Raw genomic sequence first — 14,709 nt, forward strand, 5'->3', positions numbered from 1 at the left:
GTGGTGTTCGCCGCGCTCAAGCTGGTGCTGTCGCGCCTGCCCAATGTGTCGAGCAAGGACGTGTTGCTCGCCGGTATCGCCGTGCTGCTGCTCGGCCGTCATGCCGATGTCGCCACGCTGCTGACCATGATCGCCACGATCACCGTCGCGACGCACATCGTTATCGGCCTCGCGCTGTCGGCCCACGAACTTCTCGGCGGCGTCGTCGCGCGGTTGCGCGGCACGGCGCGAAGCGCGCCTGTCCTGCTACGCGACCAGCGACTTGAGCGGCACCGCGGGATCGGCCAGCGCTTCGCGTGGCGGCGCAAGCCGGCCCGTCACCAGGGCCCGCCCCTGCGCGTAATCGCGTACCATGTTGACGCAATCCAGCGCGATCACCGTCCCGTGCTTGAGATAGACAATGGAGAAGCCCGCCTTGTCGATCGTTCCCCGGACGACGAGGTCGTCATAGCCGCGTGACAGCCCGACGGTCTGCAGCTTGAGATCATATTGGTTCGACCAGAACCACGGCACCGCCTCATAGGGTGCCGGGTTGCCGGTGATCGCCTGCACCGCCGTCTTGGCCTGGTCGTTGGCATTCTGCACCGATTCGAGCCGGATCCAATCGCCTTCCGCATAGACGCTCTGATGCTCCGCGCAGTCGCCGATCGCATAGATGTCGGGCAGGCTGGTCTTGCACTGCGCATCGACGCGCACGCCGTTGCCGAACGCCGCGCCGGCATCGACCAGCGGCCCGACCGCCGGCACGATGCCGATGCCGACGATCACCATCTGCGCCGGGATCACCTCGCCATCAGCCAGCGCGACTCCGGTGACGTGGCGGTCCTCGCCGGTCAGCGCCGCGACCGAGACACCCAGCCGGATATCGACGCCATGCGCGCGGTGTTCGGCCTCGTAGAAGCGCGACAGCGGCTCGCCGGCAACGCGCGCCAGCACCCGGTCGAGCGCCTCGACCACCGTCACCTTCTTGCCGAACTTGACCAGCGCCGACGCCGCCTCGAGCCCGATATACCCGCCGCCGATCACCACCGCCTCGCGCACCTGCGGCATCTCGGCGATCATCCGGTCGGCATCTTCCTTGTTGCGCACGGTATGCACGCCGGCGAGATCATGGCCCTCGCAGGCGATGCGGCGCGGGCTGCCGCCGGTCGCCCAGATCATTATGCCATAGCCGACCGCCGATCCATCGGCGCAGGTCACGCGGTGCGCCTCCGCATCGACCGTGGTGACATGCCGCCCGAGCAGCATCGTGATGCCGCGCTCGGCCCACAGGGCGGCGGGGCGTAGCAGCATGCGCTCGAACGGCTTTTCCCCGGCGAGATATTCCTTCGACAGCGGCGGGCGATCATAGGGCAATTCAACCTCGTCGCCGAGGATCGCGATGCGCCCTGCAAAACCCGCCTGGACCAGCGACAGCGCCGCCTGCGCGCCACCATGGCCACCGCCAACGATCAGCACGTCAAAATGTGGCTGGTCGTCCATCGTGCTGCCCCTCTTCATAGCGTCGGGGCGGTCGTTAGCGCGGCGAGCCGTGGCCGTGCAATCCGCATTGTCCCCGACACCGGGCACATCGCTCCGCGGGCGGCAGGTCGGACGGCTATCCCGCTGCGGCAACCACCGATCCGCCGAGCGCGCGTTCTAGCGCCGCCTCCAGGTCATCGAGCCGATAGGGCTTGCTCAATACCTCGACCCCCGCCGGCGCCGGATTGCCGGCGGGCAGGTCGCCATAACCCGTGGTCAGCGTGATCGGCAAACCCGGATAGTCGCGGTGCAGCACCTTGGCCAACGCGACGCCGTTCATTTCGCCCGGCATCACCACATCGCAAAACACCGCGTCCACCGTCGCGCCCGCTTCGAGCAGGGTGAGCGCGTCACGGGCATTGGCGGCGGACACGGTGTCATAGTCGAGTTGCCTGAAGAGCGCTGAGGTGATGTCGGCAAGAAGGAGATTGTCTTCGACCAGCAATATCGTCCTGCGCGGCACGGCGACCTCGGCAGGCGCGATTACCGCCCCATCACGTGTCGCGCGATCGTCACCCTGTTCGGCGAGACGACGTTCCTCCATCTCGCGCGTCAGCGCGACGGTATGCTGCTCGACGATCTTACCCAACATCGCCTCGTTGGCGACAAGTTTGCGGTTGGTGTCGGCAAGCTGCGCGATCGCCGCCTCGCGCGCCGCCAGTTCGGCCTCGACCGCCGCCGCTTTTGCACGCGCCTCGGCGAGCGCCGTCACATCCTCGAGCAACTCGCGCGACCGGCGCAACGTTTCGGCCTGCGCCGCATCGTCGAGGCGCCGGTTCGCCTCTTCCACCGTGTCCAACCGCATGTGCAGCGCGGCGATCTCTTCCAGATTCGATGCGGCAGCATCCCGCACCCGGCCCTCGTCGAAGGCGCTCATTGCGCGCACGATCTGCGCGGCGGTGAACGGCTTTTGCAGGATCAGGCTTTTCGGTACGCCGACCGCCGCCCATTCGCTACCGTCGCCGCCGGTCACGTAGATCACCACGACATCGGCGTTGCGCGTCCGCGCCGCGCGCGCCACGTCCCAGCCGTTCGGCCCGGGTCCGAGATCGAGGTCGGTGATCAGCGCAGTGAAGCCGCTGTCGGGTGCCGCGAGCAGCGCACATGCCTCGTTGCCGTCGCTGGCGACCGTGACGGCATAGCCACGCTCCTGCAGCGTCCGGCGTAGCGCCTCGGACAAGAGCCGCGCGTCCTCGACGAGGAGGATCGATGCCGTCGCATCCATTACTGCACGCCTCATTGGCAAGAAAGGGAGCCGCAGCGCGGTCTCTCGGCGCGGCGTGCCAGGGACGCCAACGGTAGATCCATCATAGCAGATCGGGTGCCGACCGCCCAGATCATCGCCCCGGCACCGATCGTGTTTTGCGCGCGGCTTGGCATAAAGGCTGCGCCGCGGGAGCCGCGCGCAGCGCGGCGCGTTGGCACCCGGCACAGTGTGGGAGGCGATCAATGACCATCGGCAAGACGCGCGGCGCGCACCGGACGAACCAACCGGCGATGATGCGGCCATGAGCGACGAGACAGACGCAGCGGCGTTGCGCACACGCATGGAAGCAGCCGCGGCCGCGATGGATTTCGAGGAGGCACGGCGGTTGCGCGATCTGCTCAGCCTGATGCGTGGCGGGGCGAGCCGCGCCGAGGCCGAGGCCAGCGACACGGCAGGCCTGGTGCGACAGCAGCCCGGCCGGATGGGGCTCGGCACCAGCCAGCAGCGCATGACCCCGCCGCCGGGCTGGACCCCGCCGCCCCGGCCCGATCCAATGACCCGACAACGCAGCAAGCCGCGACGCCCGCGCTGATCGGCCTGGGGTCGGGCTACGATCTTGCCGGCCACCACCGCCCGAAGGGTTCGGCGGCCCCTTTCCCCTGACGGACTCGGCGCTATGCTGCCGGCCCGTATCAACGACGGTCCGGCACCGGCCGGCTGCGGCGGGGGAACAGGGCATGCCGGCAACCGACGCCGCACCGATGACCGATCAGGGCGCGCTCGCGCGCCATTTCGCGTTCGCCGCGCGCGGCGCCGATCTGCGTACCGAGATGCTGGCCGGTGCCACCACTTTCCTGACCATGGCCTATATCATCCTGGTCAACCCGGCGATCCTCGGCCAGGCCGGCATGCCCGTCGCGGCGGTCGCCGCCGCGACCTGCTTCGCCGCCGGCATCGCCAGCATCATGATGGGCGTCAGCGCCAATGTCCCGCTCGCGCTCGCGCCGGGCATGGGTCTCAACGCCTATTTCGCCTTCACGGTGGTCGGCGCGATGGGCGTGCCGTGGCAGACCGCGCTCGGCTGCGTGTTCGTCTCGGGCGTCGCCTTTCTCGCGCTGACGCTGGCCGGCATTCGCCAGATGATCGTGGCCGCGATCCCGCCGCATCTGTTCGCCGCCGTCGCCGGGGGCATCGGGCTGTTCATCGGCTTCATCGGCCTGCGCAACGCCGGCATCGTCGTCAACGACCCGGCAACCGGCGTGGCGCTCGGCAACCTCCATGCCGCCGGCGCCCTGCTCGCGCTGTTCGGGCTGGTGCTGATCGCCGTGCTCGATGTGTGGCGGGTGCGCGGCGCGATGCTGATCGGCATCGTTGCCACCACATTGCTCGGCTGGCTGACCGGCATGGTATCCTTCACCCCGCAACCCTATTCGCTCGCCGCGCTCGGCCAGACCGCCTTCGCGCTCGATCTCTCCGGCGTGTTCGGCGGGGCCGGCAAGCACGGTCTCGGCGTGATCGAGATCCTGTTCGTGTTCCTGTTCGTCGACCTGTTCGACAATCTCGGCACGCTCGTCGCGGTAACCCGCCGCGCCGGGCTCATCGCGCCCGACGGCAGCATCCCGCGCCTCAACCGCATGCTGGTCGTCGATTCGCTGGCGCCAATGATCGGCGCGCTCGCCGGGACCAGCACCGTCACCGCCTATGTCGAGAGCGCGGCGGGCGTGCAGGCCGGCGGGCGCACCGGGGTCACCGCGATCGTCACCGGCCTGTTGTTTCTCGCAGCGATGTTCGTCGCGCCCTATGCCCAGCTCGTGCCGCTCGCCGCCGCCGCACCGGCGCTGATCCTCGTCGGCGCGCTGATGATGGCGCCGCTCGCCGATATCGCCTGGGGCGAACCCGAGGTCGCGATCCCCGCCTTCCTCACCGTGGCGATGATCCCGCTGACCTTCTCGATCGCCAATGGCCTCGCCTTTGGCCTCACCGCCCATGCGCTGCTCAAGCTGCTGCGCGGCAAGGTCGGGCGCGGCGACGCACTCCTGCTCATCCTCGCCGCGCTGTTCGTCATCCGCTTCGCCTGGCTGGCGGCGGCGGCTTGACGCTTCGCCGCGGGTCGCACGCCACGGGTTGATTCAACTCTTCGCTGCCTCGGGCATCGCAGTCCCATGCCGATCATCACGTTCGCCTTACTTTGTGCCCCGCACTGCGCCACCGACGCACGCCGTTGGAAGCCGATTTTTGTTCGCATTCCCTGCCAAATTCCCTGCCATGTTGGCGTTGGCAGGGAAAAGCGGCCGGCACGCCGCAGGGAAATCGTTGGACATGCGCGACGTCAGTCCGTGGCCTGGCGCCGGGTTTCGGCGCGCGCCCGAACGCGCTACGGCGACGCGCCCATGACGCTCACCGCCTTCCGTGCCGAACTGCTCAGCGTTCCCGACGACCCGCGCGCCGGGGCCGCGCCGCTGCATCATGAAGACGGATTGCTCGTCATCGAGGACCGCATCGTCGTCGCGTCCGGTGCGTATGCGGATCTCGCACCGCGCTATCCCGGCGTCGCGGTCGAGCGGCTGGCGGGGCTCGTCGTCCCCGGCTTCGTCGACACGCATATCCATTATCCGCAGACCGACCGCATCGCCGCGCACGGTGCGCAGCTGCTCGACTGGCTCGACCGCCACATCTACGCCGAGGAAGCGCGCTTCGCCGATCGCGCCCATGCCGACGCCGTCGCGGCCTTCTTCCTCGACGAGCTGCTGCGCAATGGCACCACGAGCGCGCTGGTGTTCGCGACCGTCCATGCTGCCTCGGTCGATGCGCTGTTTGACGCCGCGCTGGTCCGCGACATGCGCATCGTCTCTGGTAAGGTGTTGATGGACCAGGGACCCGCCAATCTCCGCGACAGCGTCGCCGATGGCCGCGCCGACAGCGAGGCGCTGATCACGCGCTGGCGTGGGCGCGGGCGGCTCGGCTACGCGATCACGCCGCGCTTCGCGCTGACCTCGTCCGACGCGCAGCTGGCCGATGCCGGCGCGCTGCTCGCCGCACATCCCGACGCCCTGCTCCACACCCATCTCGCCGAGAACACGACCGAAGTCGCCGCCGTCGCCGCACGCTTCCCCGATGCGGCCGATTATCTCGACGTCTATGATCGCTTCGGGCTGGTCGGCCCGCGTTCGGTTTTCGCGCACGGCATTCATCTCGGCGATCGCGCGCTGGCGCGGATGGGCGCGACGGGCAGCGCGATCGCCTTTTGCCCGACCAGCAACCTGTTCCTCGGCTCGGGCCTGTTCGACCTCGCCACCGCCGATCGCCACGGCGTGACGGTCGGCATCGGCAGCGATGTCGGGGCCGGCACCAGCTTCTCGCTGCTCGCCACGCTGGGCGAGGCGTACAAGGTCGGCCAGTTGCGCGGGACGAGCCTCGACCCGTTTCGCGCGCTGCATCTCGCCACCGCTGGCGGCGCGAAGGCGCTCGGGCTTGCCGACCGCATCGGCGGGCTCCAGCCGGGCCAGGAAGCCGACTTCATCGTGCTCGACGACCAAGCGACGCCGCTGCTCGCGCGCCGCACCGCCGGCGCCAGCCTGTTCGACCGGCTGTTCGCGCTGCAGATCCTCGGCGACGACCGCGCGATTGCCGCGACCTTCCTTGCCGGCCGACGGGCCCATGTCCGTGGGGGAACCCCGTGCTGAAGAGCTTCCTGACCGTCTTCGAACCCTTTGTGCTGACGCTGCTCTGCACGGTGCTGCTCGCCACCTTCCTGCCGCCGCGCGGCAGCTTCGTGCATATCTTCGACGTCGCGGCGGCGACCGGCATCGTGCTGCTGTTCTTCCTCCACGGCGCCAAGCTGTCGCGCCAGGCGATCTGGGACGGCATGCGCAACTGGAAGCTGCATCTGTCGGTGCTGGCGGTGACCTTCGGGCTGTTCCCGCTGCTCGGTCTCGGACTGAGCCAGCTGCCGTTCGTCGCGGCGCCGGTCGCGGCGGGGCTGCTGTTCCTCACCCTGCTGCCCTCGACCGTCCAGTCGTCGATCGCCTTCACCGCGGTCGCGCGCGGCAATGTCGCCGCGGCGGTGTGCAGCGCGTCCTTCTCCAACCTGCTCGGCATCGTGCTGACCCCGGCGCTGGTTGCGCTGCTGATGCATCTCGGCGCGGGGTCGAGCGGCGGCGAGCTGGCGGCGGTCGAGAAGATCGTCGTCCAGCTGCTCGTGCCGTTCGTCGCCGGGCATCTGCTGCGCCCGCTGATCGGCGGCTTCGTCGCGCGCCACAAGCCGCTGATGACGATCGTCGACCGCGGCTCGATCCTGCTCGTCGTCTATACCGCGTTCGGCGCGGCGGTGGTCGAGGGGCTGTGGCACCGCGTCTCGGGGCTCGACCTGACCGTCATCCTGATCCTCTGCTCGCTGCTGCTGGCACTGGTGCTGACGGCGACCTGGGCGCTCGGCCGGCTGTTCCACTGGCCACGTGCCGACGCGATCGTGCTGCTGTTCTGCGGCTCCAAGAAGAGCCTCGCCTCGGGCGTGCCGATGGCCGGCGTGCTGTTCCCCGCCGCCCAGGTCGGCGTGATCCTGCTGCCCTTGATGCTGTTCCACCAGATCCAGCTGATCGCTTGCGCGGTGATCGCGCGACGCTATGCCGAACACGACCCGACACTCACGAGGAACCCATGATGAAGCGCAAACTCGCCGGCCGCGACGTCGAGGCGATCGGCCTTGGCTGCATGGGCCTGAGCTGGGCCTATGGCACGCCGCCGTCGGACGAGGACGGCGCGCAGTTGCTGCACCGCGCGCTCGACCTCGGCTACACGCATCTCGATACCGCGCGGATCTACGGCGTCGGGCATAATGAGATGCTGATCGGCGAGGCGCTCGCCGGGCGTCGCAACGAGTTCTTCCTGGCATCGAAGACCGGGATCATCGTCGATGGCGACAAGCGCCGCATCGACTGCCGCCCCGAGACGATCCGCGCCGCGATCGAGGAGAGCCTGCGCCTCCTCAAGACCGATCATATCGACCTCTATTATCTCCACCGCCCCGACTTCGCGACGCCGATCGAAGATTCGGTCGGCGAGCTCGCCCGCGCGGTCGAGGCGGGCAAGATCGGCAGCATCGGGCTGAGCGAGATGTCGGCCGAGACGCTGCGCCGCGCCGCCGCGGTCCACACGATCGCAGCGCTGCAGACCGAATATTCCCCCTGGACGCGCAACCCCGAAATCGCCGTGCTCGCGGCCTGTGCCGAGCTCGGCACGACCTTCGTCGCCTTCTCGCCGGTCGCGCGCGGCGTGCTGGCCGGCGCGGTGCGCGACCCCGCGATGCTCATCGATCAGGACCTGCGGCGCGGCATGCCGCGCTTCAAGCCGGAGAACTGGCCGACCAACCTCGCGCTGGCCGACGCCTTCGCCGCGATCGCGACCGAGCAGGGCGTGACCCCGGCGCAGCTGTCGCTCGCCTGGGTGCTGTCGCGGGGCGAGCATGTCGTGGTCATCCCCGGCACCGCCGCGATCCCGCATCTCGAGGAGAATATCGCGCGCAAGGACTGGGTGATCCCGGCCGAGGTCGCGGCGCGGATCGACACGCTGTTCGACCCCGCAGCGGTAGCCGGGCCGCGCTACGCGCCCGCCGCGCAGGCCGGGGTGTCGACCGAGGAGTTCGCGTAACCGCTTCTTAGGGGCGGTCGGTGTAGGCGATGCGCGATGCGCGCGCTGCCCCTGATCGCCCCGAACCCGCCCCGCCTGAGCGACATGGGCGACGACCTGCGCCGGGTCGAAGCGTCGGGCATCTTTTCCAACAACGGCCCCGAGCTGCGCGCCTTCGAGGCCGAGGCGACCGCGCAGCTGTTCGACGGGCGCGGCGCGTGTCTCGCGGTGGCCAATGCGACGCTCGGCCTGATGATCGCGCTGAAGGACGCCGCCGGCTCCACCGCGCCCCCCGGCCGCTTCGCGCTGATGCCGGCGCTGACCTTCGCCGCGACGGCACAGGCCGCGCACTGGGCCGGCCTCACCCCGCTGGTGTGCGACGTCGACCCTGACGACTGGGGCATGGCGGCGCGCGAGGAGGAACGGCTGCTCGCGCGGCACGGCGCGCGCATCGCGGTGCTGCTGCCCTATGCGACCTTCGGCAACGCGATCGACCTCGACCGCTATGCCTGGCTCCAGCGGCGCCACGGCGTCGGCGTGGTGGTGGACGCGGCGGCCTCGCTGGGCACGCGCGACGACCAGGGCGGCGGCTTCGGTGCCGGCGCGCCCTTTCCTTGCGTCTTCTCGATGCACGCGACCAAGCCCTTCGCGGTGGCCGAGGGCGGGCTGATCCATTCCGGCGACACCGCGCTGATCGCGCGGTTGCGCGTTATGGCGGGCTTCGGCTTCGAGCAGGGCCGCAGCGCCACGCTGCCCGGCCTCAACGCCAAGCTGCCCGAGGTCATCGCGGTGATGGCGCGCGCCAAGCTCGCCGGGTTCGACACGCTCTGCGACCAGCGCGCGACGATCGAGCAGGCCTATCGCGAGACGCTGTCGGGCGTCGACCTGCAGCTCGTGTCGGGCACGCGCCGCGCCAACCAGTTCATGGCCGTGGCACTGCCGCCGCGCCTCGCGCCGCGCCGCGACGCCATCGCGGCGGCGCTGGCCGCGCAGGGCATCGGCAGCGGACGGTACTTCAGCCCGCATCTCGGCGAGCAACCCTGGGTGCAGTCGGTCGCGACGATCGAACCGACGCCGGTCGCCGATGGACTCGCCGCGCGGCTGCTGTCGCTGCCGGTGACCGATGCGATGACCGTCGCCGACGCCGTACACGTCGCGCGTACCCTCGCCGACATCTGCCGCGCCGAGCGGACCGCCACGCCGGCGACGGTAACGACGCCGGTCGCCGAGACGCTGCTCATCGGCGGCGGGCCGGCCGGGACCGCGCTGCTGACCGCGGCGAGCAAGCACGGGCTGCTGACCGAGCTGTCGCGCGGGCTGGTGCTGGTCGAGCGCGATGCCGCGCTCGGCGGCGGGCGGCTCGGCGGCTATGCCATCACCTCGGACAGCACGGCGCAGACTTTTCTCAGCGCGGTGACCGACAACCCGCATCCCGAACTCGCCGCGCTGGCGCAGCACCCGGTCGGCCGCACCGTCGCTGGCTATGCCGATGCGCTTGGCGTGCCGCTGTACAAGGCCGGGCCGCTGCTGCGCGAGACGGGCGAACGGCTGGGGCGGATCGTCACGGAACATGGCGGTACAGTGCTCTCGGGGCATGAGGCGCTGGGCACCAGGCGGACCGCAGCGGGGCTGTGGGCGACGACGCTGCGCCGCGCCGATGGCACGACGATCGAGCGACTGTCGCGCAATGTCGTGATCGCGACCGGCGGGCACCAGCCGTTCGACCGGCTCGGCGCGACGCAGGTCGCGGGCGCAGCGCTGAACGATCTCGCCGGCGACCGGCTGCACGCTTCCGACGACGTACTCGCGCTGGGCGGGGTCGAGCGGATCGCCGCGCTGCTGACCGACCGGCGCAACCCGCGCGTCGCGGTGGTCGGCGGATCGACCAGCGCCCTGGCGACGGTCGCGCTGCTGCTGCGCAGCCGGCCGGGAATCGCGTTCGGCGCGGGGGGCGTGACGCTGCTTCATCGCCACCCGCTTCGACCATTTTATCCGTCGGTTGAATCGGCGCGGGCCGAGGGCTTCAGCGATTTCGGCCCCGACGATGTGTGCCCCGTGTCGGGCTTCGTCTATCGCCTTGCCGGCTTCCGGCTCGAGGCGCGCGAGCTGGTGCTGCGGATGCTCGGCGTCGACGGCCGCGCGCCCGACCCGCGCGTGGCGCTGCACCGCATTTCCGGGGATGGCGACGAAGCGGCGCGCGACCTGATCGCGGGGGCCGACGTGGTGATCGGCGCGCTCGGTTATCGCCCGTTCGCGCTGCCGGTGAGCGACCGCGACGGCACGCCGATCGAACTCGCCGCCGATCGCGGCAAAGCGATGGTCGACCGGCATTGCCGCGTCACCGACGCGACCGGCGCGCCGCTGCCCGGGCTGTTCGGCATCGGCCTTGCCGCCGGCTTCGTGCCATGGGGCGCGATGGGTGGCGAGCCGAGCTTTCGCGGCCAGGCCAATGGCCTGTGGCAATGGCAGAACGATGTCGGGCTGACGATCGTGCAGCAGCTGCTCGGCGAACGCGCGGCGGTCGCGGCATGAGCGCGCCGATCGTCAGCGTGGTGATGGCGGCGTACAAGGGCGCCGCGCTGGTCGGCGAGACGCTCGCCTCGTTGCAGGCGCAGACGCTGACCGATTTCGAGCTGGTGGTGGTCGACGATTGTTCGCCCGACGACACGCTCGCGGTGCTGCGCGGGTGGGACGATCCGCGTTTCCGCGTGATCGCCGCCGAGCAGAACCAGGGCGTGGTGCTGTCGCGCAACCGCGCCTTCGCCGCGGCGCGCGGGCGCTATATCGCCGCGCTCGACCATGACGATCTGTGCCACCCCGAGCGCTTCGCCAAACAGGTCGCCTATCTCGAGGCGCATCCCGACACGGTGCTGCTCGGCACGGCTTCCAACAATTTGCAGGACGGGGTGATCTCGCCCTCGACGCTCGCCCCGCTGACCACGCCGCCGCTGATCGAATGGCTGCTGAGGATCGAGAATCCGCTGGTGTGGTCGTCGGTGATGATGCGGGCCGATGCGGCGCGGCAGATGGCGGTGTTCCAGCGCCCCGAAATGGTGTTCGCCGAGGATTACGACCTGTATCACCGCATCGCCGCGTTCGGCCGCATCGCGCGGCTCGACGATGTGCTGATGACCTATCGCAAGCATTCGGGCAGCGCCTCGCACACGCATATCAGCGCGATGACCGACCGCGCGACCGACGTGCTGGCGGCGGATTATGAAGGCGTGTTCGGCGCGGAGGCGCGGGCGATTGCCGCGCTGATCGTGCGGTATGTGATGGGGCGCATGGCAGTGCCCGACCGCGCGACCTTCCGCCAGGTCGGCGGGGCGATCGCGGCGTTGCAGGAGGATTTCCTCGCGCGCCACCGCCCCGATGCGGCGAGCCGCGCGCTGATCCGCTGGGAGACCGCGCGGCGCTGGGCGCGGATCGGCGAGATCGGGCTGCGCAGCGGGACGCTCGGGCTGGTCGATGCGGCCGCCGTCAGGCCCGACCATCTCGGGCTGGGTTATGCAGGCATCGACGAACTGATCCTGTCGCGGATCCTGGGCAGCGCACGGGCGGTGCGACGGCGGTTTCGGGCGCGGGCGGCGGGGTGAGGGTGACCACTCCCGCCGGGCAATGGCCGGTTCACGACGGAGTGGGCGATGGCGAGGTGAACCGGCAAAGCCGGCCGGTTATGGACTAGCAGCTACCGGGTCGATTGGCCCCGACAGCGGGCATCGTTTCGCTTGGCCAAATACCGGACTTTCTTACGGCAGCTCTCGAAGGGTCTGCTTTCAAGCGGCATTTGGAAAAAATCGAATATACTGCCAGTTCGACGTCGTATCATTTTAGGCCTTCGGGCAAGTTGAGGCCGACCGCTCGAAGGCGCATGTCCAGTTCGGCAAGATCGCCTAGTGGCTTTAAACGCGTTGCCAGGACCGCCGGTCAGGATTGGACTATGGCCTGATCGCACAGTCGGCCACCGCATGGCGGCGACGGGGGCGTGCCGCCCTTCCAGCTGAGCCCGATGTGCCCAAGCGCGGGACTGGCCGCCCTATGCGCGGTGTGGATGTCTCGGTCCGTTGCTGGCAGCACGTCATGCGGCCACCCGGCCGCGTCGTGCCTGGTCATCGTAATGGGAAGCGGATGCTTCCACTGGTTGTTTGCGCCGTAGGAATAGGCAACCCGTCCATGCATCGATCCGGCATCGCTGGGCATTGTAGCGCCCATCGCCGCCCCGTGATGCGGCGCCACGACGGACGTGTGCACTCCTTGACCGGTGGGGACGTTCCAGTAACTCGCGTCGCCGGGAAGGAGTATCGGCGGCTCGCCGTCCGGACCATCGACAGAAACAGCAAGGCCAGAATTATTACGGTCATTGCCTTTGCACTTCAGAATGGCGATCTGGCCGCTGTGAGCGGAGGGCAGGCAGCTTGGCCAGATCATCAGCCTCCCGTTCGCGACGACCAGTGCCGCGAAGACACCATGAACGATGCCGAAGGTTTGGTTCGGAGCGATCCAAGTCATTGTCTGAGCGGCCGGGAAACGGGCCGCCGACGACCAGTGATCCCAGTCCCAATGCGAGAGCACTATGGTCGGGGATCGCGTCAGACAAAGCCTTTTGAAGTCGGCCGGGAAGGTCGTCAGGTGGCCTACGACGCCGCCGCCAAGGTCCGCATACATCGAAGGAGCGCCATATTCGTCAAGCAAAGCACTCGCCGAGCCCTGACCTACGTCGTAGACCGCGACCCACTCGATACGCTGACTCTTTGATGGCAGGACGGCCTCGATTTCAGCCTGAGTGCTGACGTAGGGCGTCAAGTTCATCAGGCGAGAGAAGCCCTGCTGGGTCGCTTGGTCGGCTGTCATTGTTTTGTCGACGCGGATTGTCCGAGGGCCAGCGAAAAGGTTGAGATACTGTACGATCTCAACCCCGCGATCCTCGATCACCAGCTCCACCCATCGGCGCCAGCGAAGCCCCTGCTCCGGATCTTGATTGGTGCGATCGCAAAGCCTGAACCAATCGTCCAACCTCAGCTGAAGGATTGAAACGGGAGCTTCGGGACCAACTTCACGCCAGAGATCGGGACCAGCCCCTTCGCCGAGAAAACGATCCATCCAATCTGCATTCACTGCCTCGAGAAGCATCCACTGACCATCGCTGCGATCCACGCGAGCATAGAGTCGACGCGCGGGCGGCTCGTCTCTCTCGCCATCAAGCTCGAAGAAGGGGTTCGATCTCTTCACCATCGCAAAATTATAGTCCCCACGCTGCCATCGTCGTTTTGGCCAAAACATCCGGTGCGGACGCAAGCCGATCGAAAATACGGGACCACCAAGGACAACATTTAAAAAAGGTCAAGGTCGATAAAAGGCAATCGACCGACTTATACCCTGTCGTTCTGGTGATTCATTCATCTCTCTTCCAAAAAAACCGTATTCGGTTGATATATCGCTTTAGGGGGAATGACATGACGGATGACACGCGGTTGAAGCGATACACAACGCTCGCGAGTGCGGTGGACATGCTGGTCAACGAGCATCTGGCGCTGCTTGATCCCTCAAAGTGGAAAGACACCAACGACACGCATTTTCTCAATGCATTTATGGACTGTGTGAAAAAGAAAAGCATCTATGCCGCCTGCTTTACACAAGCGCCCGAAACCTATCATCACTGGCAGGTGTTCGCCGGAGAGAATGAGGGCGTCTGCGTTGAAGTCGACAAGGAGGCATTGCTCGGGTCTCTTGTCGCGGAGCGCGCCTATATGTGGGGCGATATGAAATACCGGACGCTACCGCAGTTGGCGCGCCGTAAACAGATAAACGCTTATGAGTTACCGTTCCTCAAGCGCAAAGGCTTTTCCGACGAGAAGGAGTTTCGGCTTCTCTACCATTCCAACAGGCCCCAGAAACCAGTTCACATCGTCCCGATCAAGCGTCGGTGGATCAAGCGCATTGTCCTCAATCCGTGGATCAACGACGCGCTATTCGAGTCGATGAGAACAGCCCTGAAATCAATTTCCGGATGCGGCAATGTGAGCGTCATCCACACGACCCTCATCAACAACAACCAATGGAAGGATGCGTGCGAGAAGGTGGCGGATTTGCAAACGATTAGGCGTCCGCTTTCTCGGTCAATACGCTAGCCCCATTCGCGTACCGGCGTGACCTCTAGCAGCATGTAGCGGGGTGACAGCGGCCCGTCCGACCATAGGAAGTCGTAGCTTTGCAGGAGCGTGATGGGCTCGCCGTAGGGCAGAGGTGGCTCGGTTCATTTGAACAGCTCGGCGCAATTGCTAAGTGGAGCGTCTGCCGGTTTCATGCCGCTGCGAGAAGCGGCCGGTTGAAGTAGACGTGATCGGGTGTCCTGCGGT

General features: G+C 67.9%; 11 protein-coding genes. 8 read left to right on the plus strand and 3 right to left on the minus strand.

The annotated features are described in order from the left end of the window. Window positions 1-246 precede the first annotated feature (246 nt). Both U1839_RS18765 and U1839_RS18770 read right to left on the minus strand, forming a co-directional pair. Window positions 247-1,482, minus strand: a complete 1,236-nt coding sequence (locus U1839_RS18765) for an NAD(P)/FAD-dependent oxidoreductase (protein WP_332805104.1) — start codon at window positions 1,480-1,482, stop codon at window positions 247-249. A 115-nt stretch (window positions 1,483-1,597) separates the two neighbouring features. Further along, window positions 1,598-2,746, minus strand: a complete 1,149-nt coding sequence (locus U1839_RS18770) for a response regulator (RefSeq protein WP_332805105.1) — start codon at window positions 2,744-2,746, stop codon at window positions 1,598-1,600. A gap of 283 nt (window positions 2,747-3,029) precedes the next feature. Between U1839_RS18770 and U1839_RS18775 the strand changes: the two genes are divergently transcribed. From U1839_RS18775 to U1839_RS18805, 7 genes are all read left to right on the plus strand, one after another. After that, the gene (locus tag U1839_RS18775; RefSeq protein WP_332805106.1) at window positions 3,030-3,320 is read left to right on the plus strand and encodes a UvrB/UvrC motif-containing protein; all 291 of its coding nucleotides are present in this window, start codon (window positions 3,030-3,032) and stop codon (window positions 3,318-3,320) included. A gap of 145 nt (window positions 3,321-3,465) precedes the next feature. Beyond that, window positions 3,466-4,824, plus strand: coding sequence for an NCS2 family permease (locus U1839_RS18780; protein ID WP_443030640.1), 1,359 nt, complete (start codon window positions 3,466-3,468; stop codon window positions 4,822-4,824). A 294-nt stretch (window positions 4,825-5,118) separates the two neighbouring features. Next, a complete protein-coding gene (gene guaD, locus U1839_RS18785; protein ID WP_332805107.1) occupies window positions 5,119-6,411 on the plus strand; it encodes a guanine deaminase in 1,293 nt (430 codons plus the stop codon). Continuing rightward, the gene (locus tag U1839_RS18790) at window positions 6,405-7,388 is read left to right on the plus strand and encodes a bile acid:sodium symporter family protein (protein WP_332805108.1); all 984 of its coding nucleotides are present in this window, start codon (window positions 6,405-6,407) and stop codon (window positions 7,386-7,388) included. Before guaD ends, U1839_RS18790 begins: the two co-directional genes overlap by 7 nt. Next, a complete protein-coding gene (locus U1839_RS18795; RefSeq protein ID WP_332805109.1) occupies window positions 7,388-8,374 on the plus strand; it encodes an aldo/keto reductase in 987 nt (328 codons plus the stop codon). Before U1839_RS18790 ends, U1839_RS18795 begins: the two co-directional genes overlap by 1 nt. A gap of 36 nt (window positions 8,375-8,410) precedes the next feature. Next, the gene (locus tag U1839_RS18800) at window positions 8,411-10,885 is read left to right on the plus strand and encodes a DegT/DnrJ/EryC1/StrS family aminotransferase (protein ID WP_332805110.1); all 2,475 of its coding nucleotides are present in this window, start codon (window positions 8,411-8,413) and stop codon (window positions 10,883-10,885) included. Continuing rightward, a complete protein-coding gene (locus U1839_RS18805; RefSeq protein WP_332805111.1) occupies window positions 10,882-11,949 on the plus strand; it encodes a glycosyltransferase family 2 protein in 1,068 nt (355 codons plus the stop codon). Before U1839_RS18800 ends, U1839_RS18805 begins: the two co-directional genes overlap by 4 nt. A gap of 331 nt (window positions 11,950-12,280) precedes the next feature. On the opposite strand, the gene U1839_RS18810 is transcribed toward U1839_RS18805, so the two are convergent. Then, the gene (locus tag U1839_RS18810; protein WP_332805112.1) at window positions 12,281-13,585 is read right to left on the minus strand and encodes a ComEC/Rec2 family competence protein; all 1,305 of its coding nucleotides are present in this window, start codon (window positions 13,583-13,585) and stop codon (window positions 12,281-12,283) included. Window positions 13,586-13,806: 221 nt separating this feature from the next. On the opposite strand from U1839_RS18810, the gene U1839_RS18815 reads away from it, so the two are divergent. Then, entirely contained in the window at window positions 13,807-14,481 is a 675-nt protein-coding gene (locus tag U1839_RS18815) for a hypothetical protein (protein WP_332805113.1), read from the plus strand. Window positions 14,482-14,709: the final 228 nt, after the last annotated feature.

The sequence above is a fragment of the Parasphingomonas halimpatiens genome, assembly GCF_036663795.1.
Taxonomy (GTDB): Bacteria; Pseudomonadota; Alphaproteobacteria; order Sphingomonadales; family Sphingomonadaceae; genus Sphingomonas.

Coding starts and splice junctions, on each gene's coding strand:
- U1839_RS18765 (WP_332805104.1), bottom strand. CDS start 1,482: ATGGACGACCAGCCACATTTTGACGTGCTGATCGTTGGCGGTGGCCAT.
- U1839_RS18770 (WP_332805105.1), bottom strand. CDS start 2,746: ATGGATGCGACGGCATCGATCCTCCTCGTCGAGGACGCGCGGCTCTTG.
- U1839_RS18780 (WP_443030640.1), top strand. CDS start 3,466: ATGCCGGCAACCGACGCCGCACCGATGACCGATCAGGGCGCGCTCGCG.
- U1839_RS18810 (WP_332805112.1), bottom strand. CDS start 13,585: ATGGTGAAGAGATCGAACCCCTTCTTCGAGCTTGATGGCGAGAGAGAC.
- guaD (WP_332805107.1), top strand. CDS start 5,119: ATGACGCTCACCGCCTTCCGTGCCGAACTGCTCAGCGTTCCCGACGAC.
- U1839_RS18805 (WP_332805111.1), top strand. CDS start 10,882: ATGAGCGCGCCGATCGTCAGCGTGGTGATGGCGGCGTACAAGGGCGCC.
- U1839_RS18815 (WP_332805113.1), top strand. CDS start 13,807: ATGACGGATGACACGCGGTTGAAGCGATACACAACGCTCGCGAGTGCG.
- U1839_RS18775 (WP_332805106.1), top strand. CDS start 3,030: ATGAGCGACGAGACAGACGCAGCGGCGTTGCGCACACGCATGGAAGCA.
- U1839_RS18795 (WP_332805109.1), top strand. CDS start 7,388: ATGAAGCGCAAACTCGCCGGCCGCGACGTCGAGGCGATCGGCCTTGGC.
- U1839_RS18800 (WP_332805110.1), top strand. CDS start 8,411: ATGCGCGCGCTGCCCCTGATCGCCCCGAACCCGCCCCGCCTGAGCGAC.